The organism is Bifidobacterium biavatii DSM 23969, from assembly GCF_000741165.1.
GTDB classification, from domain to species: domain Bacteria; phylum Actinomycetota; class Actinomycetes; order Actinomycetales; family Bifidobacteriaceae; genus Bifidobacterium; species Bifidobacterium biavatii.
In genome coordinates this window covers 32,848-52,482 of the sequence record NZ_JGYN01000001.1, presented here as the reverse complement: position 1 = coordinate 52,482, position 19,635 = coordinate 32,848, and the positions used below count along the sequence as shown (strand labels likewise).

The 19,635-nt window shown below is 64.4% G+C and carries 17 protein-coding genes; 15 read left to right on the top strand and 2 right to left on the bottom strand.

Going from position 1 to position 19,635, the window contains the following annotated elements; genetic code table 11:
- Positions 1-255: 255 nt before the first annotated feature.
- The 13 genes from BBIA_RS00195 (at position 256) to priA (ending at position 14,333) form a co-directional block, all read left to right on the top strand.
- Positions 256-1,374 carry an ABC transporter ATP-binding protein gene (locus tag BBIA_RS00195; RefSeq protein WP_033495135.1) on the top strand — a complete coding sequence of 373 codons (1,119 nt, stop codon included), beginning with the start codon at positions 256-258 and terminating at the stop codon, positions 1,372-1,374.
- Positions 1,371-2,372 (top strand): ABC transporter permease, encoded by a 1,002-nt coding sequence (locus tag BBIA_RS00190; RefSeq protein ID WP_081891734.1) that lies wholly within the window; start codon positions 1,371-1,373, stop codon positions 2,370-2,372. The genes BBIA_RS00195 and BBIA_RS00190 overlap by 4 nt, the downstream gene beginning before the upstream one ends.
- Complete coding sequence (locus BBIA_RS00185) at positions 2,372-3,331, top strand: ABC transporter permease (RefSeq protein ID WP_051923582.1); 960 nt, start codon at positions 2,372-2,374, stop codon at positions 3,329-3,331. The genes BBIA_RS00190 and BBIA_RS00185 overlap by 1 nt, the downstream gene beginning before the upstream one ends.
- 9 nt (positions 3,332-3,340) lie before the next feature.
- On the top strand, positions 3,341-4,468 hold the full coding sequence (locus tag BBIA_RS00180) for an ABC transporter substrate-binding protein (RefSeq protein ID WP_033495133.1): 1,128 nt from the start codon (positions 3,341-3,343) through the stop codon (positions 4,466-4,468).
- Positions 4,469-4,786: 318 nt separating this feature from the next.
- A complete protein-coding gene (locus tag BBIA_RS00175; RefSeq protein WP_033495131.1) occupies positions 4,787-6,160 on the top strand; it encodes an aspartate aminotransferase family protein in 1,374 nt (457 codons plus the stop codon).
- Positions 6,161-6,291: 131 nt separating this feature from the next.
- Positions 6,292-6,828, top strand: a complete 537-nt coding sequence (locus tag BBIA_RS00170) for a GNAT family N-acetyltransferase (protein WP_238548376.1) — start codon at positions 6,292-6,294, stop codon at positions 6,826-6,828.
- Between the two features lie 108 nt (positions 6,829-6,936).
- A complete protein-coding gene (locus BBIA_RS00165) occupies positions 6,937-8,436 on the top strand; it encodes a xylulokinase (RefSeq protein WP_033495129.1) in 1,500 nt (499 codons plus the stop codon).
- A 176-nt stretch (positions 8,437-8,612) separates the two neighbouring features.
- Positions 8,613-10,010, top strand: a complete 1,398-nt coding sequence (gene hisD, locus BBIA_RS00160) for a histidinol dehydrogenase (RefSeq protein ID WP_033495127.1) — start codon at positions 8,613-8,615, stop codon at positions 10,008-10,010.
- A 156-nt stretch (positions 10,011-10,166) separates the two neighbouring features.
- On the top strand, positions 10,167-11,339 hold the full coding sequence (locus BBIA_RS00155; RefSeq protein WP_033495125.1) for a histidinol-phosphate transaminase: 1,173 nt from the start codon (positions 10,167-10,169) through the stop codon (positions 11,337-11,339).
- An 84-nt stretch (positions 11,340-11,423) separates the two neighbouring features.
- On the top strand, positions 11,424-12,026 hold the full coding sequence (gene hisB, locus BBIA_RS00150) for an imidazoleglycerol-phosphate dehydratase HisB (RefSeq protein ID WP_033495123.1): 603 nt from the start codon (positions 11,424-11,426) through the stop codon (positions 12,024-12,026).
- Positions 12,026-12,859 carry a hypothetical protein gene (locus BBIA_RS00145; protein ID WP_033495121.1) on the top strand — a complete coding sequence of 278 codons (834 nt, stop codon included), beginning with the start codon at positions 12,026-12,028 and terminating at the stop codon, positions 12,857-12,859. Before hisB ends, BBIA_RS00145 begins: the two co-directional genes overlap by 1 nt.
- 43 nt (positions 12,860-12,902) lie before the next feature.
- Positions 12,903-13,550, top strand: coding sequence for an imidazole glycerol phosphate synthase subunit HisH (gene hisH / locus BBIA_RS00140; RefSeq protein ID WP_033495119.1), 648 nt, complete (start codon positions 12,903-12,905; stop codon positions 13,548-13,550).
- A 57-nt stretch (positions 13,551-13,607) separates the two neighbouring features.
- Entirely contained in the window at positions 13,608-14,333 is a 726-nt protein-coding gene (gene priA, locus BBIA_RS00135) for a bifunctional 1-(5-phosphoribosyl)-5-((5-phosphoribosylamino)methylideneamino)imidazole-4-carboxamide isomerase/phosphoribosylanthranilate isomerase PriA (RefSeq protein ID WP_033495117.1), read from the top strand.
- Positions 14,334-14,647: 314 nt separating this feature from the next.
- On the opposite strand, the gene BBIA_RS00130 is transcribed toward priA, so the two are convergent.
- Positions 14,648-16,096: a DUF2252 domain-containing protein gene (locus tag BBIA_RS00130; protein ID WP_033495188.1), complete on the bottom strand. Its 1,449-nt coding sequence runs from the start codon at positions 16,094-16,096 to the stop codon at positions 14,648-14,650.
- 77 nt (positions 16,097-16,173) lie between these two features.
- On the opposite strand from BBIA_RS00130, the gene glnA reads away from it, so the two are divergent.
- Positions 16,174-17,511, top strand: coding sequence for a type I glutamate--ammonia ligase (glnA, locus tag BBIA_RS00125; protein ID WP_033495115.1), 1,338 nt, complete (start codon positions 16,174-16,176; stop codon positions 17,509-17,511).
- A gap of 10 nt (positions 17,512-17,521) precedes the next feature.
- Positions 17,522-18,730: an MFS transporter gene (locus tag BBIA_RS00120; RefSeq protein WP_033495113.1), complete on the top strand. Its 1,209-nt coding sequence runs from the start codon at positions 17,522-17,524 to the stop codon at positions 18,728-18,730.
- A 20-nt stretch (positions 18,731-18,750) separates the two neighbouring features.
- Here BBIA_RS00120 and BBIA_RS00115 read toward each other — a convergent pair whose 3' ends face one another.
- A complete protein-coding gene (locus BBIA_RS00115; RefSeq protein ID WP_238548378.1) occupies positions 18,751-19,611 on the bottom strand; it encodes a hemagglutinin in 861 nt (286 codons plus the stop codon).
- Positions 19,612-19,635 lie beyond the last annotated feature (24 nt).

Sequence of the window (19,635 nt, the reverse complement as noted above, 5' to 3'; positions counted from 1 at the left end):
TGACCACCTCGGGTTTCGTGTGCTGCATGAGTCGCGGCGATGTTCGCTGCGATATTCGTTGTCTGTGGGTTCCTATTATGCACGGGCCGATGTGAAGTTGCGGTTTTCGTTGTGTCAAGGGTATGTTATTTCGGTTTTCAATGTAATCATTCGGTTTCGTGGCGAAATAAACTGCAATGTTGCGTTTACCTTATGGAAATCGTGGTCTTCTTCACTGTCCAGTGTGATGTGACGAGCCAAGCAAAAGGAGACGCGATGAACAGTGCGAAGCCGTTGGTGGCGCGCGATCCCGAAGTGGAACGACGAGAATCCGGACTGACGATCAACCGTGCGCGCAAAACGTTCCGATCCGCCGAAGGCAAGGAAGTCCACGCCATCGACGATGTGAGCATCGCCATCCGCCAAGGCGAGTTCTTCATCCTGCTCGGCCCCTCCGGCTGCGGCAAAACCACGCTGCTGCGCTCCATCGCCGGCCTCGAATCGCTCGACGCGGGCGAAATCTACCTCGGCAACCAGCGCATCGACCAGCTCGCGCCCTACGATCGCCCGGTCAACACCGTCTTCCAAAGCTACGCGCTGTTCCCGCATCTGACCGTCGCGCAGAACGTCGCCTTCGGCCTCGAAATGGAACACAAGCCCAAGGATGAAATCAAGAAAACTGTGCAGGAGATGCTCGACCTCGTCCATCTCGGCGAATTCGGCGGACGACGGCCCAACCAGCTGTCCGGCGGCCAGCAGCAGCGCGTCGCGCTCGCCCGCTCCCTCGCCAAGCGGCCCAAAGTGCTGCTGCTCGACGAATCCCTCTCCGCGCTCGACTTCAAGCTGCGCCGGCAGATGCAGATCGAACTCAAGCGCATCCAGCGCGAAACCGGCATCACGTTCATCTTCGTCACCCACGATCAGGAAGAGGCCCTGTCGATGGGCGACCACATCGCCGTCTTCTCCAAAGGCAAGCCGGAACAGATCGGCACGCCCGAAGAAATCTACAACGAGCCGGCCAACCGATTCGTCGCCGACTTCATCGGCGACATCAACTTCGTCGACGCGGTCACAACCGGCGCGAACGGCATCACCGTCGAAGGCGTGCCATTCAAGGTCGAACAGGACCTGTCCGCATGGCCGACCGGTGCCGAAATCAGCGCCGCCATTCGTCCCGAACGCATCGAACTGACCGCGCCGCGCGACACCGCGCTCAAAGGCACCGTCGAAACGCTCATGTTCATGGGCGCGGACGTGCGCTGCGAAGTGCGCCTGACTGACGGCACCAAGCTGCTCGTCCGACTCTCCCCGCCCTACGACACGGCCGTGCTCCATCAGGGGGCCACCGTGTCGGTGAACGTTGAGGCGGCGCACATCAGGGTGGTGGAACGATGAGCGGCGCGACCCCGAATTCGAAGACCGCGACCACGCAACCTGCCGGCGAACACGACAAACGAGACGAACACGGCGAACGCCCGGCGTGGACGCGCTGGTTCGCCTCCGCGCACCCCGTCAAGCCCGGCATGCTGAACCGTCTGTGGTCTGTGCCGTCCATTCTCATCGGTCTGCTGTTCACGCTCGGCCCGATCGGCGTGATCGTCGCGTTCTCGTTCATGAGCCGGCCTGACATGGGCGGCGGCGTGGTGTTCCGCTTCTCCACGGACGCCTACGAAAAACTCCTGTTCCGCCACGACTACTTCGGCAACCGCTCATTCGACGCGCGCTATCTCGCCGTGTTCGGTACATCACTGTGGCAGGCATTGCTCACCACCGCGATCTGCGTGGCGCTCGCCTTCCCGATCGCCCTGTGGATGTCGATGAAAAGCGCGAAAGTCCAACAGATCCTCGTGCTGCTGGTCACCATCCCGTTCTGGACGAACCTGATCGTGCGCACGTACGCGTGGATGCTCATCCTCAACGAAAACGGCCCGGTCAACTGGCTGCTACGCCTGCTCGGCATGGGATCGCAGCAGCTGCTGTACACGTCGTTCGCCTCCGTGATTGGCCTGATCTACACGTTCCTGCCGTTCGCGATCCTGCCCATGTATTCGGCGCTGTCCGGCTTCGACTTCCGGCTCGTCGAAGCGGCCTACGATCTCGGCGCGCACAAGCCCACCGTCATGCGCCGCGTCATCCTGCGCGCCGCCATGCCGGGCGTCATGAGCGGCATCGCCCTGTGCTTCATCCCCGCGTTCGGCTCCTACGTGCAGCCCGTGCTGCTCGGCGGCGGACGCGTTCTCATGGTCGGCAACCTGATCGCCTCCCAGTTCGCCGAAGCGCGCAACTGGCCGTTCGGCGCAGCCCTATCCACCGTAATCCTTGCCGTGACGCTGCTCGGCGCGCTCGCTGCGTCCATCATGGGCGGCATGGCCTCCAGAAAGGCGGGTGCGTGATGAGCATGATCAACCACGACACCGATCCGTCCGCGATCCGATACGGCAACGCCAGCGAATTCGGCGCGAAAGTCGCCCGTGTGCAGGCGGCCGGCAACGACGGCGTGCGCATGCCCGAAGGGCTCGAAAACAAGCGTCCCGACCGTGCGTGGAGCACGCGCCGATCCGGCCGGCAGGACAACCAGCTCAAACGATTCCCGTTCGTCGGGTTCCTGAGCGTCGCCGTGCTCGCGTTCCTGTACGTGCCGATGATGATCGTCGTGTTCTTCTCGTTCAACGGCGGCAAGCAGGCGCTGCTGTGGCAGGGATTCTCGCTGCGCTGGTACGGCAGCGTGTTCACCAACGGCGCGATCGTCAACGCGACCGAAACGTCGCTGATCGTCGCCGTGATCGCCACTGTGCTGTCCACCGCGCTCGGCGTCATGTACGTGCTCGCCGTCGACCACATGTCGCGCGCCGGCTCGGCGCTCGCGTCCATGCTCATCAACGCGTCCATGCTGATCCCCGAAATCGTGCTCGGCGTCGCGACGATGGCGTTCATTCGGCTCATCGGGCTCGCGCCCGGCTTCGTGCCGCTCGTGCTCGCGCACACCACGTTCTGCATCCCGTTCGTCGTCATGCCGATCCGTGCGCGCCTCGCCACCATCGATCACGCCTGCTTCGAGGCGGCCGAAGACCTCGGGGCGTCCGGCGCGACCACGGTGATGCGCGTCACCCTGCCGCTGCTCGTGCCCGGCATCGTCTCCGGTGCACTCATGGCGTTCGTCGTGTCGATGGACGACTTCATGATCTCGAACTTCCTGACCACGGCCGGCACCACCACGCTGCCGATCTACATCTTCTCGCTCATCCGCAAGGGCGTGAACCCGAGCGTGAACGTGGTGGCCGCGCTGCTGTTGCTGCTGGCCGTGATCGTGACCGTCACGTCCACGCTGCTGACGAACCGCAAGGACAAGTAAGGGGGAGCGATGATGGAACATGCGAAACATGCGATGACGCGCGGACTCGCGCTCGCGATGGCCGGACTCGCGGCCGTCTCGTTCGCCGGCTGCTCCGGCGGCGTGAGCGACGTCGCGTCCGGCGCGACCGTGAGCGCGGTCGGCAAGTACCGGGCGGCGACCGGCGGCGAACTGCACGTCTACACGTGGGCCGGCTACATGCCTGACGACGTGGTCAAGGCGTTCGAGAAGGACACGGGCATCGCGCTCACCGTCGACACGTTCGACAGCAACGAGGCGCTCGAAGCGAAGCTGCAGTCCACGGGCGGCGAGGGATACGACATCGTCATGCCCAGCGACTACATGGTCGAACAGCTCATCCACGAGCACCTGCTCGTCAAATTCGACGTGAGCACGCTGCCGAACGCCGGCAACATCAAAGCCGAATTCCGCAACCCGTACTACGACAAGAACATGGAATACTCCATCCCCTACATCGTCAGCTACACGGGCATCGTCTACGACGCGAAGGCGATCCCCGCCTCCGACGCGCCCACGTCGTGGAACGACTTCTTCCATCCCAAGGCGTCGTGGGGCAAGACCCAGCTGCTCGGCGACCAGATCGAAGTCGTCAACGCGGCCCTGCGCGCCGTCGGCTCCGACCAGTGCGCCACCAACCCCCAGGACTATCAGGACGCGGCGAACCTGCTCGAACAGTACAAGGGCAAGCTCGGCGTGATGAGCTCAGAAGGCGTGGCCGACCGCCTCGCCTCGGGCGAGCAGAAGGTCGGCATGGCGTGGAGCTACGACGCCTACCAGGCCATGAGCGGCAATCCGAACCTGCGATTCGTCTTCCCGAGCGACGGGGCGAACAAATTCGTCGACAACGTGGCGATTTCGCGCGGCGCGAAGAACATCGCACAAGCCAAGACGTTCATCAACTGGATGCTCGACCCGGCCAATAAAACCGCGGTCGAACGCAACGCGGGCGCGGGCAGCGTGCTCAGGGGCGGCGACGAACTGCTGCCGGCCTCCATGCGCAAGCTCAACGTGATCGTGCCCTCGGCCGAGGAGGAGAAGCATGCGATTCTCGAGAAACGCTGCTCGAACAAGCTCAACGACAACTACACGATGATGTTCGAGGATTTCCGCAGCTGACGGCGGATCGTCGAGCGCTGAATCGAACACGCTAAGCCGCGCGGGCATGTCGTCTGCGCGGCTTTTTCGTATCTCGTTGCGTTCGTCCTGCACCGCATATCGTATTGCGTATTTCGCAACATACGCGCAACATGAGTGAGTAAATCGTGGCATATTACGGTAATCGCTACGAAATAAACAGGTGATTATCTATAGGCGTTGGGAAAAACGCAGTACGGACCGCACGATCCTGCGAAACGCGCACCACACGCACGCGATCGGATCGGCGGCATCCGCACACGATGCGCATCACACCGGCCACCACTAAGGAGCGACATCATGGCGACGACCATCGACGAAACCAAGATCAAGGAACTCACCGAGAAAGAAGGCGACAAGCTCAACGCCAAGCTCGGCAAGTCGCACGAGATGTACAAGCGCGCCTGCGAGCACCTGTGCAACGGCGTCGCATCCTCCTACCAACTGCGCGATCCGTGGCCGATCTACGTCGACCGCGGCCAGGGCTCGAAGATGTGGGACGTCGACGGCAACGAATACTACGACTTCAACAACGGCTTCGGCGCCATGCTGCAGGGCCACGCCAACCCGGACATCGCCGCCGCCGTCAACGACCGCTTCTCCAAGGGCTCCCACTTCGCCATGCCCGACTGGGACGACGTGGTCGTGGCCGAAAACCTCGCCAAGCGCTTCGGCCTGCCGAAGTGGCGCTTTAACAACTCCGGCTCCGAATCCACGATGGACGCCATCCGCATCGCCCGCGCCTACACGCACCGCGACCACATCATGAAGATCTTCGGCTCCTACCACGGCCACCACGACGCGGTTATGATCTCCATCTACGCCGATTACAACAACATTGGCGACCGCTACCACCTGAAGTCCCTGCCGTACGGCGCCGGCATCCCGCAGGCCACCGTTGACCTGACCGTGCCGGTGCCGTTCAACGACCTCGACGCGCTCGAGCACCGCATCGAGGAAATGGAGGCCGAAGGCAACTCGCCGGCCTGTCTGATCATGGAAGCCTGCCTGATGAACATGTCCATCGTGCCGCCGGAGCCCGGCTACCTCGAAGGCGTGCGCGAAGTCACCAAGAAGCACGGCATCGTGCTCATCTTCGACGAGGTCAAGACCGGCCTGACCGTCGGCCCCGGCGGCGCCACCAAGCTGTTCGGCGTCACCCCCGACATGGTCACCATCGCCAAGTCGCTCGCCGGCGGCCTGCCCTCCGGTGCGATCGGTGGTACCAACGAGGTCATGCACGTCGTCGAGGACGGTGAGGTCTACCAGGTCGGCACGTTCTCCGGCAACCCGCTGTCCATGGCTGCCGCACGCGCCAGCCTCGAAAAGGTCCTCACCCCGGCCGCGTACGAGCACCTCGACCGCATGAACCAGCGCCTGATGGACGGCTGCCGTGAGATCATCAAGAAGTACGACTTCCCCGGCTACGCGCAGGGCTTCGGCGCCAAGGGTTGTGTGACGTTCTCCCCGCACAAGATCACCGACTACGTCTCCTTCCGCAAGGGCCAGAATGCGGCGCTCAACCAGCTCGCATGGCTCTACCAGGCCAACCGCGGCGTCTACATGGCGCCGGGCCGCGAGGAGGAGTGGACGCTGTCCGTGTTCCACGACGAGAAGGCGTGCGACACGTATCTCGCCGCGTTTGAGGAAATGGCGCACGACCTGACCAAGTAGCGGTCGGCGGTTCGGCGGTGGCGATGAGGCGACCGCCGAACGCGTGCGGGGCGATGAACGATGATGTTCGCCGCCCTGTTTTTCTTCGGCTTTTTGCGGGGAACGACATGCGGCCGCCGATCAATGATGGTATGACTGGACGCATGACCGACTCGACGATTGATGGCAGAAATGTGACGATACGGCACGCGACCGCAGACGATGCGGACGAGCTCGCCGCGATCGAAGCCGAGTGCTTTCCTCCCGCCGAAGCGGCGAGTTCGGACGCGATTCGCGCGCGGTTGGCCGCCTATCCCGAATGCTTCTGGTTGCTGTGCGACGATGCGGGAGACGACGGCGTGATTGTCGCGTTCATCAACGGATTCGCCACCGACCGGCGCGACCTGACTGACGACATGTACGATGACGCGTCCCAGCACGATCCGCACGGCGCATGGCAGATGATCTTCGGCGTGGACACGGCACCGGCATTCCAGCATCGCGGTTATGCCAGCCTGCTCATGCGTCGCGTGATTGCCGACACGCGCGCGGCTGGACGGCGCGGTCTGGTGCTCACCTGCAAGGACCGGCTTGTCGGTTTTTACGCGCGATTCGGGTACGTGGATGAAGGTGTTTCCGGTTCGACCCACGGTGGCGTCGTTTGGCACCAGATGCGGCTGACGTTCTGAACGTCGCGTGCGATGCGTGATGATGTGTGACGGTGATTGACTGTGGTTGAGCGCGATTGACTGTGCGATGGTGGCTGCGACGGGCGACTGATGACGAAAGAAGGGAAGATGATGCGACAGTATGCGGCGACGTTCGACGCCGGCACGACGGCGATCAAAGGCGCGCTGGTCGACGAGGGCGGCCGTGTCGTCGCGTCGGCGAACGGCGGTCTTGACCTGATCGTCGACGGCGACGCACGCGAACAGGACCCGAACCAGTGGTGGAGCACGTTCCGCGACGTCGCCCGTGCGATGCTGCATGACGCCGCGCAATCCGAGCCCGACTTCGAGACCGGTCGTATCTGCGGCATCATCTGCAGTGGTCAAATGCAGGACGTCATCGCGCTTGACGCAAGTTTGCGGCCGGTGCGCAACGCGATCCTGTATTCGGACGGCCGGGCGGAAGAACAAGCCGAACGGCTGACACGCACGCTCGGCGGCGTTCGGGACGATGCTGCGTCGTCGGACGTCATCGGCACACGGCGGTTCCTCGCGACGGTCGGCAACCGGCTCGAAGGCTGCCTGCCGCTGCCGAAACTCATGTGGCTGCGCGACCGTGAGCCAGACGCGTTCGCGCGGACCGCGCATGTGCTCATCAGCTCCAAGGACTATCTCATCGCACGACTGGTCGGCGTGTGCGTCGGCGACGTGGCCGCCTGCTCCACGGCCGGCGCAATGGACATCCGCACCGGACATTGGGACGCCGGACTGTGCGCCGCGGCCGGTATCGACATGGCGTTGCTGCCCGAACTGCACCGTCCGCAAGATATCGTTGGCGCGGTGAAGGCCGCGGCGGCCGAAGAGACCGGATTCGCCGTCGGCACGCCGGTATACGCCGGCATCGGCGACGCGGGCGCGACCACGCTCGCCAGCGGCGCCGGCAAACCCGGACAGTACAACATCAACCTCGGCACGTCCGGCTGGATCGCGACCGTGTCGAACGAACCATTCGTCGATAAGCCGGGCGCGGCGAACCTGCGATTCGGTGCGGCGGACGGATACGTGAACGCGGTGCCGTTCCTCAACGCCGGCGACGTGCACCGCTGGGCGGCTGAACTGCTGGCGGACGGCGACTACGATCGGGCGCATACGCTGATCGAGGCGTCCGCGCCGGGCGCGAACGGCGTGCTGTGCCTGCCGTATCTAGTGGGGGAGCGGTTCCCGGTGATGAACCCGGCCGTACGCGGCGCCTACGTCGGCATGTCGCCGGCCACGAGTGCGGGCGACATGCTGCGCGCCGCGCTCGAAGGCGTCGCATTCTCCATTCGGCAGGGTATGACAAGCTTTGACGAACCGCCGACTTCGATCTCATTGATCGGCGGTGGTGCGCGAGAAACCGCATGGTGCCGGATCCTGGCCTCCATGCTGCGCCACCCGATCGAGGTGTTCGCCAACGCCGACATCCTGCCCGCCGTCGCGCTCGCCTCGCTCGTCTTCGACCGTTCCGATCTGGTCACCACCGTCGCCGACACCGCCACGTACGAACCCGACCCGGACGCCGCTAGAATCTACGACGCCCTCTATCCCCGTTTCGCAGCCCTCTACCCAGCCATTGCCTCGCTAAACTGACTGCTTGCCATGCGCGCGTACCCGTGCGGCCAGCGGGTGCATATTCCCGTATTGGCCGCGCTCAGGGTGGACGATTCCAGCCGAAAACCGGTGAAACGCACGCGATATCTCACGATTTGGGTGAAAACGGACATTGGGCGGCGGTTCGTGAGGCGACGTTGTTACGATGGGGCGGTATGAGCGAGAACATCATGCGAATCATCGACCTTCGCGGTCGCAAACTGTCCCGTGCCGAACTGCTGGCCGCGATGCCGCGCGCCGCGATGGGCACCTCCGAAGCCACTGATCTGGTGCGCCCGATCCTTGACGATGTGAAGGAACGCGGCGCGGCCGCCCTGCGCGACTTCGAGGAGAAGTTCGACCACGTGCGCCCCGAGCACCTGCGCGTGCCCGAGGAGGAGATCGAAGCCGCGCTGACCACGCTCGACCCCGAAGTGCGCGCCGCCATCGAGGAATCCGTGCGCCGCGCCCGCGCCGTCGCCAAGAACCAGGTGCCGCAGGACTTCCACACCGATCTCGCGCCCGGAGCGCGCGTCGCCGAACGCTGGATCCCGATCCAGCGCGTGGGCCTGTACGTGCCCGGCGGCAAGGCTGTCTACCCGAGCTCCGTCATCATGAATGCCGTGCCCGCTCAGGCCGCCGGCGTTGAATCGCTCGCCATCGCCACCCCGCCGGCCCGTGACAACGACAAGGGTCTGCCGAACAAGACCATCCTCGCCACGTGTGCCATCCTCGGCGTCAAGGAGGTGTACGCGGTCGGCGGCGCGCAGGCCATCGCCATGTTCGCCTACGGCGCCAAGGGGTCCGAACCGCAGGACGGCGCGGTGCTGTGCGATCCGGTTGACAAGATCACCGGCCCGGGCAACATCTTCGTCGCCACCGCCAAGTCGCTCGTCTCCGCGTTCGTCGGCATCGACGCGGTCGCCGGCCCGACCGAAATCGGCATCATCGCGGACAAAACCGCCAACCCGAGCCTCGTGGCCGCCGACCTGATCGGCCAGGCCGAACACGACGAGCTCGCCGGCTCCGTGCTGTTCACCGATGATCCTGAACTCGCCGACAAAGTCCAGGAGAACCTCAACTACCGCGTGCCGAAGACCGAGCACGCCGAGCGCGTCCACACGTCCCTGTCCGGCACGCAGTCCGCAATCGTGCTCACCGACGGCCTCGACCAGTCGATCGACGCGGCCAATGCGTACGCGGCCGAGCATCTCGAAATCCAGACCGCCGACGCGGACGCCGTCGTCAAGCGCATCAAGAACGCCGGTGCGATCTTCCGCGGACCGTATTCGCCGGTCCCGCTCGGCGACTACATGTCCGGCTCCAACCACGTGCTGCCCACCGGCGGCACCGCGCGCTTCGCCGCCGGACTCGGTGTGCACACGTTCATGAAGCCCGTCGAAGTCATCGAATACGACGAGGAGGGTTTGAAGGCCCTCGCCGCGCGCATCAACGCGTTCGCCGTGTCCGAAGACCTGCCGGCCCACGGCGAGTGCGTGCTGTCCCGCTTCGTCAAGGACCCGTACGACAAGGCCACGCTGCGCGAGCAGGAGCAGGAAGCCGGCCTGCGGTAAGGCATATGTTCAACCCTGTCATTTCGACCGAGCGTCAGCGAGTGGAGAAATCCTTCACGGCATGATGTTGTGAACAATTGCTCGACTCGGCTTCGCCTCGCTCGAAATGACATGGCATGCGCGCGGTGCGTCACCGCATCAATAGGAGAGAAAAGCATGACTGAAGAAACCAACGCGATCCCGGCAAGCCTGCCGCTGCGCAACGACCTGATCGGCGAGACGCCGTACGGCGCGCCGCAGCTCGACGTGCCGGTCTGCCTCAACGTCAACGAGAACCCGTACGAGCCGAACCCCGACGTATGCGCCACCATCGCACGCCGCGTCGGCGAAATCGCGCATACGCTCAACCGGTACCCGGACCGCGAGCACATCGCGCTGCGCAAGGCGTTCAGCGACTACCTCGCCAAGGAATCCGGCGCGCGTCTCGCCGTCGACCAGTTGTGGGGCGCGAACGGTTCCAACGAAATCATGCTCCAGCTCTTCCAGGCGTTCGGCGGACCGGGACGCACCGCGCTCGGCTGCGATCCGACGTACTCCATGTACCCCGAATACGCGCGCGACACGTTTACTGGCTGGAAGCTCGCCCACCGCAACGCCGACTTCACGCTCGACGTGGACGCGGCTATCAAGGCGATCCACGAGATCAAGCCGAGCATGGTGATTCTCACCAGCCCGAACAACCCGACCGGCACGCCGCTGCCGCCCGCTGACCTCGAACGCATCCTCGACGTGTGCGAAACCGCCGACGTGGCGGGCGCCGCCGCAGGCGTGCATCCGATCGTCGTCGTGGACGAGGCGTATGTCGAGTTCCGCAATCCGGGCACGCCGAGCGCCGTCACGCTCATCGACAAGCATCCGAACCTTGCTGTCAGCCGCACCATGAGCAAGGCGTTCGCGTTTGCCGGGGCGCGCGTCGGTTATCTCGCCGCGTCTAAGGACATCATCGACTGCGTGCGCATCGTGCGCATGCCGTACCACCTGTCCGCCGTCACGCAGGCCGCCGCGCTCGCCGCGCTCGAACACACCGACGAACAGCTCAGCCAGGTCGCGCACCTGCGCGAAATCCGCGAACAGACCGCCGCATGGCTCAAGCGCCAGACGTATAAGGGCCAGCCGCTCGAAGTCGCCGCATCCGAATCGAACTTCCTGCTGTTCGGTGGCCACTTCGACAAGCGCGACCGCATCTTCGAGGCGCTGCTTGACCGCGGCATCCTCATCCGCGTCGTCGGCCCGGACGGCTGGCTTCGCGTGTGCATGGGCACCGACGACGAGATGGCCCGCTTCCGCGAGGCACTCAGTGAGGTGCTGCGTATCGTGGAAGCCGAATAGCCGAGCATCACGGGCGGTACGGGAGAACCGGACAATCCGGCCGACCGGCCTGAACCAGACATACTGCAGCGTAAGGAGCATCATATGGCACGCACCGCGCACATCATCCGCGAAACCAGCGAATCGCACATCGACCTCGAACTCAACCTCGACGGCACAGGCAAAACCGACATCGACACGTCCGTGCCGTTCTACAACCACATGATGAACGCGCTCGGCAAGCACTCGCTCATCGACCTCAAGATCAAGGCGTGGGGCGACACCGACATTGACGTGCACCACACTGTCGAGGACACGGCCATCGTATTCGGCGAGGCACTGAAGCAGGCGCTCGGCGACAAGCGCGGCATCCGCCGCTTTGCCGACGCGACCGTGCCGCTCGACGAGGCACTCGCCAAGGCCGTCGTCGACATCTCCGGCCGCCCGTACTGCGTGTGCACCGGCGAACCGGCCGGCTACGAATACTGCATGATGGGCGGCCACTTCACCGGCTCGCTCGTGCGCCACGTCATGGAATCGATCGCATTCCACGCCGGCATCTGCCTGCACATGCAGGTGCTCGCCGGCCGCGACCCGCACCACATCGCCGAAGCCGAATTCAAGGCACTGGCGCGCGCGCTGCGGTTCGCGATCGAACCCGACCCGCGCATCGAAGGCCTGATCCCGAGCACGAAGGGCGCGCTGTGATGAGCGACGATCGCAATAACGACGCCGATAAGCCAGACAATCTAAACTCGGACGATTTCAGCTCGGACGACGCGCATTTTAGTGACGAGGAGCTGGAAGCCGCGCTCGCCGGATTCGAGCAGGAATTCAAGGACTCCGACGGCAACGCCGATCACGGCGACGCAGGGAACGACGTCGGTTCGGCAGTTGCGGATTCGGCCGACGCCGCGCATGACGGAGACAAGGACTTGGACGCCGAACTTGCCGACCTGTCCGCGCAGTTCGACGCCGCCGCCGATACCGACGCGACGGACACCGGCGCGCAGGGAGAGGATGGTCAGCCTGCGGATCTGTCCTCCCAATTCGAGGACGAGCTCGCCGGTCTACTCGGCAACAAGGCAAAAGCGGCCGTGATCATCACGCGCGTCGCCTCCGCGCAGCTGCTCGCCGCGTTCTGCCAGCTGTCAGACATCTCCGCCGACTGCGTCGAAGCGCCGGAAGGCGCCGTGGCCGTGCTGCGCAGCCTCGACGGCGACGGTCCGGAAGCCGCCGCGAAGGACCTGACCACCGTGGTCGACGGCATGGCCGTCGTACTCGCCGTCAACCGCGCCGACAAGCTCGAAGCCACCATGTACCTGCGTGGCAAGCCGGGCGAAACGTTCGCGCCGCCGATCCTGTTCAACGCCACCGCGCCGTTCGTCGAGGACCTGATGCTCGGCATCGGCGGCCTCGACAGTCTCAAGGCCCAGGGCACGACCATCGTCGCGTCCTCCAGCCTGACTCACGATCAGGCCATGCAGGTGCTCGCCGAACATACGCGTTTCGGCCGCGGCGGCTCGCGCAGCATTCAGTAACGCTTTCGGCCGTCCAACGACACTTTTTCGAGAGGAACCAAACATGACATCGGTGGTGGTATTCGACTACGGATTCGGCAACGTGCGCTCCATGGTGCGCGCGCTCGCCAACCTCGATCTCGACGTGACACTGACCTCCGACTACCGGCAGGCGCTCGAAGCCGACGGCTTGGTCGTGCCCGGCGTGGGCGCGTTCGCCGCGTGCATGGAGGGCCTGAAGCAGATGTCCGGCGACCGTGTGATCGCCGATCGACTGCGCGCTGGCCGGCCTGTGCTCGGCGTGTGCGTGGGCGAACAGATCATGTTCGAGCGCGGCCTGGAGCGTGGCCACGAGGCCGCGGGCCTCGGACTGATCGGTGGCACGGTCGACCTGCTCGACGCCGACGTGGTGCCGCACATGGGTTGGGACACGGTCGACGCGGCCGAAGACTCCGTGCTCATGCGCGGCGTGGAGCGCGAGCGCTTCTACTTCGTGCACTCGTATGCGGCCATGGACGTGCGTCCGGCCGACCTGAGCCGGCTTCAGATCGACTTCGGCGACGCGCCGGAACGCGTGACATGGTGCGATTACGGCCGCAGCCGGTTCGTGGCCGCCTACGAGCGCGGACCGCTGTTCGCCACCCAGTTCCATCCGGAGAAGTCCGCCGAGGCGGGCGCGCAGCTGCTGCGCAACTGGGTGTCCACGTTCTAGATTCCGGCCGGCACTCCGACCTGCACGACAATCCGCGAACAAGAAAGGCTGATCATCATGTCCCTTACACTGCTGCCCGCCGTCGATGTGCGCGACGGCAAGGCCGTGCGCCTGCGCCAGGGCGAATCCGGATCCGAAACCGATTACGGCTCGCCGCTCGAAGCAGCCCGCACGTGGGTCGAAGCTGGCGCTGAATGGATCCACCTCGTCGACCTCGACGCCGCGTTCGGCACGGGCGACAACCGCGCCCAGCTGCGCGAGATCGTGCACGAGCTCGGCGACCGCGTCAACATCGAAATGTCCGGCGGCGTGCGCGACGACGCCTCGCTCGACGCGGCGCTGGACGCCGGCGCGGCCCGCGTGAACATCGGCACCGCCGCACTGGAAAACCCCGGCTGGACCGCGTCCGTGATCCGCAAATACGGCGATCGCGTGGCCGTCGGCCTCGACGTGCGCGGGCACACGCTCGCAGCGCGCGGCTGGGTCAAGGAAGGCGGCGACCTGTTCGAGACGATGAAGTTCCTCGACTCCGTCGGCTGTTCGCGATACGTCGTCACCGACGTGGCCCGCGACGGCATGATGAGCGGCCCGAACATCGACCTGCTGCGCGAGGTCGCCGAACGCACGGACGCCAAGGTGACCGCGTCCGGCGGCATTAGCAAGCTCGACGATCTGCGCGCCATCAAGGAACTCGCCGACCTCGGCGTCGACTCCGCCATCCTCGGCAAGTCCCTCTACGCGCGCGCCTTCACCCTGCAGGAAGCGCTCGAAGTCGCTAAGTAATAGTCGATCGCATAGTCACGCGGCGCTGTTTTCGGTGCTGCATGACGTTCCGCACGGGATGGAATATACGTCGAGTTTTCCATCCCGTGCGGAACCGTTTTCTCGCGGGATGGAAAAAGAGTCGCCTTTTCCATCCCGTGTCCTCATTTTCGACTCATATGATGGATGTGCATCGTTTGCCTTCCATCGCATGAGGAATGATCTTTGCACGCGATGGCAACAACGTTCATATTGCCATCGCGTGACCTGTCACACGATGGGGATGATTACACGATGGGAATTACACGTGGTCACGCCATGGCACGGCGTGAATGCTATGCGCAGGGCAGCTCGCCGGAGTCGATGAGCTGCTTGAACAGCGCGTAGTAGGCGTCGTTCTGATCGGCGTAGGCGCTCGCGAACGAGGCGATCGCCTCGTCAAACGATTCGTCTTCACCCACGTAGGACGCGATCGCGATGCGGTCGCCGGTGCGCGCGTGCGCGTGCGCCAGGCAGCGAGCGCACATGCGCCCCAGATCGGACAGCGCCAGATCGTTGAGATGGTCGATGTCGATCGACCCCTTGCCGTTCCAGAACTGGCGCACGTAATAGTCGCGCGGGTGACCGTCCTCGGCCATGAAGCTCGCCCAGCCGAGCAGCACGTCCGCGGTCGACTGGATCAGCTTCTGGCCCTGCACCACGCGCTCACCGTGCGTGGCGTAGGGGGAGCGGCCGACGAACCGCTCCAGCACAGACTCGTTCGCCTCCTTCATCTGCAGCATGAGCGGATCATTGATGTCGCGCCCGGTCATGATCGACACCCACGCGCGCGTGCCCACCGAACCGACGCCCACCACCTTGCGGGCCGTGTCGTGATACGTGTAATGGCTGAGCACATGCCGGCGATCTTCGTACAGCGAATGACGGTAGCTGTTGAACAACGTTTCCAGACGTCCCTGCAGTGCCTCCAGATCAGCGTAGTCGTGCAGTTCGCTGATCGGCGTCAGCTCCGGCGGCTTGGATCGGAAACGCAGTTTGTCTCCGTCGCGGTACGTGAGTTTCGCGGCGGCGCGGTTGGAATCCTTGACGGCCGCCTTGTCGGCCGCGTCGCGCAGCGTGCGGTTGCGCCGGCCGTTCATTGTACGCTCGTAATGGTCGAGCGCCGCCTCCACGTCGATGTGGTCGTACCATACGTCCAGATAGTCCATTTGCGCGTACTGCATCAGATGATCGCGGTACGAGTGCACGCAGCGCTTAACCGCAGCCCGGCGTTCCAGCTTGCGGATGCCATTCGCGCGTCCGCAGATCTCCACCGACACGGCGAGACGCTTGATGTCCCACTCCCACGGTCCGGTCGTCGTCTCGTCGAAGTCGTTGATGTCGAACACGAGACGGTTTGACGGAGAACGGAACATGCCGAAGTTGCCGATGTGCGCGTCGCCTACGGCCTGCACCGGAATGCCCGTGACCGGCGTGCGCGCCAGATCGTTCGCCATGATGAGCGCCGTGCCGCGGTAGAACGTGAACGGCGAGACGCTCATGCGCTGGTAGCGCAGCGGGATCAGATCCTGCACGCGCACGCGCGACTGCTCCTCCAGCAGGCCGATCACGTCGCGGCGGCCTTCGCGCACCTGCCACAGCGCGTGACTTTCCAGCGGCATGCGGAACCGGCGTTCGAGCCCCGCCTGTTCGCGTTCGTCCGGAGTGTCGGCCTGCTGCCACGACCGCATGTCGATGATCGGCCGGTCGGCATTGGCCGAGGCCAGGATATTGCTCTCATTCACGCTCATAATCCACTACCATACCGCGAACGGCTTGTGTTAACGAACGTCGTAACACGGCGATGGAACCATAGGGCGTTATGGATAAACAGCAGGAGTTTGCGCTGCGCACGGTCGAGGAACGCGACGTGCGCTTCATTCGGTTGTGGTTCACCGACGTTCTGGGCACGCTGAAATCCGTGGCCATCGCGCCGGCTGAGCTTGAAGCCGCGTTCGAGGAGGGGCTCGGCTTCGACGGTTCGGCGATCGAAGGCATGACGCGCGTTTCGGAGGACGACATGATCGTCCAGCCCGACCCGTCGACCTTCCAGATCCTGCCGTGGCGCGGCGGCCCGCAGGGTACCGCGCGCATGTTCTGCGACATCCTCACTCCGGACGGCGAACCGTCGCTCGGCGACCCGCGTCACGTGTTGAAGCGTGCGCTCGCCAAGGCGAAGGAGAAGGGCTTCACGTTCTACGTGCACCCCGAAATCGAGTTCTACCTGTTCGAATCCCAGGACGACTGGTCCAAGGCCCCGACCCCGATCGACGAGGGTGGCTATTTTGATCACGTGCCGCGCAGCCCCGGCATGGACTTCCGCCGCGCCACCGTGAACATGCTTGAGCAGATGGGCATTTCGGTGGAATACTCGCATCACGAGGCCGGCCCCGGCCAGAATGAGATCGATCTGCGCTACGCCGACGCATTGACAACGGCGGACAACATCATGACCTTCCGCACGGTGGTCAAGGAGATTTCGCTGGAGCGCGGCATCCACGCCAGCTTCATGCCCAAGCCCCTCGCCGACGCGCCGGGTTCCGGCATGCACACCCACCTGAGCCTGTTCGAAGGCGACGCGAACGCCTTCTACGAGGCCGGGCAGGAGTTCAACATGTCGATGACGGCCCGCCAGTTCGCGGCCGGCATCCTTTACCACGCGGCCGAAATCTGCGCGGTCACCGACCAGTACGTCAACTCGTACAAGCGCCTGTGGGGCGGTAACGAGGCTCCCAGCTACATCTGCTGGGGTCACAACAACCGCTCCGCTCTGCTGCGCATCCCGCAGTACAAGCCCGGCAAGGGCAATTCGGCGCGCATGGAGTTCCGCGCGCTCGACCCGGTCGCGAACCCGTATCTCGCATACTCGGTGCTGCTGGCCGCCGGCCTCGACGGCATCGACAAGCAGATGACACTCGGCGAGCCAACCAGCGACGACGTGTGGGAGCTCACGGACGAGGAACGCCAGGCGATGGGCATCCAGCCGCTGCCGGAATCCCTCGACGAAGCGCTCAAGATCATGGAGAAGTCCGACTTCGTGGCCGACGTGCTCGGCGAGCACGCCTTCGAGTACTTCATCCGCAACAAGCGGCGGGAGTGGGAGGCGTACCGCAGCCAGGTCACGCCGTACGAGCTCAAGACGTACCTGCCCAAGTTGTAGTATCGTCTCCATGACCTCAACCAAGAACGCGGGTGCCGTCGGCACCCGCTTTTTTACGCTTCCCGTAATCACGCTCGTCGCGATCAGCTTCATGCTGGGCATGAGTGAGTTCATCGTCGTCGGCATCCTGCCGGACATCGCCAAGGGCCTGTCCGTGTCCGAAGTGACGGTCGGCAACCTCGTGTCGCTGTTCGCGTTCGTGTACGCGCCGGTCACGCCGCTCGGCTCCGCGCTGTCTGCGCGCTTCCCGCGCTTCGCTACGCACCTGACGCTCATGGGCGTGTTCTTGGCTGGCAACGTGCTGTGCGCGTTCGCACCGAACTACGCCGTGCTCGTCGTCGCGCGCATCATGATCGCGCTCGTCTCAGGCACGCTCGTCGCGATCGCCATGACGTACGCGCCCGACGTGACGACCGACAAATACCGCACCAAGTTCATCGCGTGGGTGTTCTCCGGCTTCTCGATCGCGTCGGTCGTGGGCGTGCCGGTCGGCACGTGGATCGCGAACACGTTCGGCTGGCGCTGGTCGTTCCATCTGATCGACGCGCTCACCGTCGCGCTCATCGTGCTGATGCTGCTCGTGCTGCCGCGCAACAGCCATCTGATGAAGGTCGGCTTCCTGCCGCAGTTCCGCCTGTTCTTCGACGTGCGCATCTGGCTCGGCGTGCTCGCGGTCGTGTTCGGCGCGGGCTCCAGCTACGTGTTCTACACGTATCTGACTCCGATCATGCGTGACGAAATCCACGTGCCCGAACAGTATCTGAGCATCGGCCTCGTCGTGTACGGCGTCGCCTGCCTGTGGAGCAACCTGCATGCCGGCAAGCTCGCCGAGCGCGGCAGGGGAGTGGAGCCGCTCTACCATCTGCGCTGGGTGTTCCTCGCGCACGGCGTGCTGCTGTGCTCGCTGGCGCTGGCCCGCGTGATTCCGGTCTACGGCGCGATCCTGCTCGTCGCGCTCGGCATGTTCATGTACCTGTTCAACGCATCCTCGCAGGTGCTGTACATGGACGTGGCCGCCGAAGCGCACCCCGGTTCGATGAACCTGGCCGCCTCACTCAACTCCATGTCGTTCAACATCGGCATCGCGATCGGCTCGGCCGTCGGCGGTCTCGTCAACGACCATCTCGGCCTGACGTGGATCGGCCCGTTCGGCGCGGTCTTCTCGCTGTGCGCGGTCGCCACGACGTTCGCGATGGGGCGTTATCTCAAGAAAGACTAGAGGAGTCCAAGCGGGGCCGGCTAGCGCATCGCGCCGAACCAGCTCTGGTAGATGATCGCGAAATTGCGGTTGCCGTAGCTTGAACAGGCGTCGCCCTCGCCGGCCCCGGCCTTGAGCGCGGCGTCGTTCGGCTGATACGGCGTGTAGATGTACAGCAGGGCGGTCGCCTTGTTGCGGATGAACACGTTCGTGCCGCCGCAGCTTGCGTTCGGATGGTACTGGATGTAGTTGAGCGCGTTCGCGTGATACCCGTACCGGTCCTCGTGCGCGACGTAGTACCGGTAGCGTGCGGCCGAACCGTACACCTGGTTGAAGAAGCCCGCGTACTTCGGGTCGCAGCTGTCGTCGTCCGGGCAGCTCAAGCCCATGGCCGCCTTGTACTGGAACGCGGTCGGCTTGGCCGCGGTGACGAGCTGCTGCTCCTTTTGCAATACGGTGAGCAGCACTTTGGGGCTGATGCCGCACGCCTGCGCCGACTTGGCGATGATCGCCGCGGCGGTTTCCTTCTTGGCGCCCTCGTAGGCCGAGCAATACTCGTCGGCCGGTTTGCTGGACGTGTCGAACGTTTTGCTTTTGAGGCACTGGTTGCCGGAGCAGCTGGCACCCTGCTCGTCGAGGAACGACTGGATTTCCGCTTCGCTCATCGCGTTCGCGTTGAAGAACTGGCCGTCGGAGATGATGTCGCCCGGGTCGAAGTCGTAGGTTTGCGTCAGTGCTAGCTGTCGCGCCTCGGCCGCGCGCACGGCGATGCGCCACTGGACGAAGTGCACGGAGAGCACGGACAGTGCGACGACGCAGATGGCGGCCGTCAGCGTTACGACGATGGTTTTGACGCGTTGCGCCGGTTTGAGCGCATGCCAGCGGCGCTTCCATCGCGCGATGGGGGAGCGTTTGGAGCGTTTGGA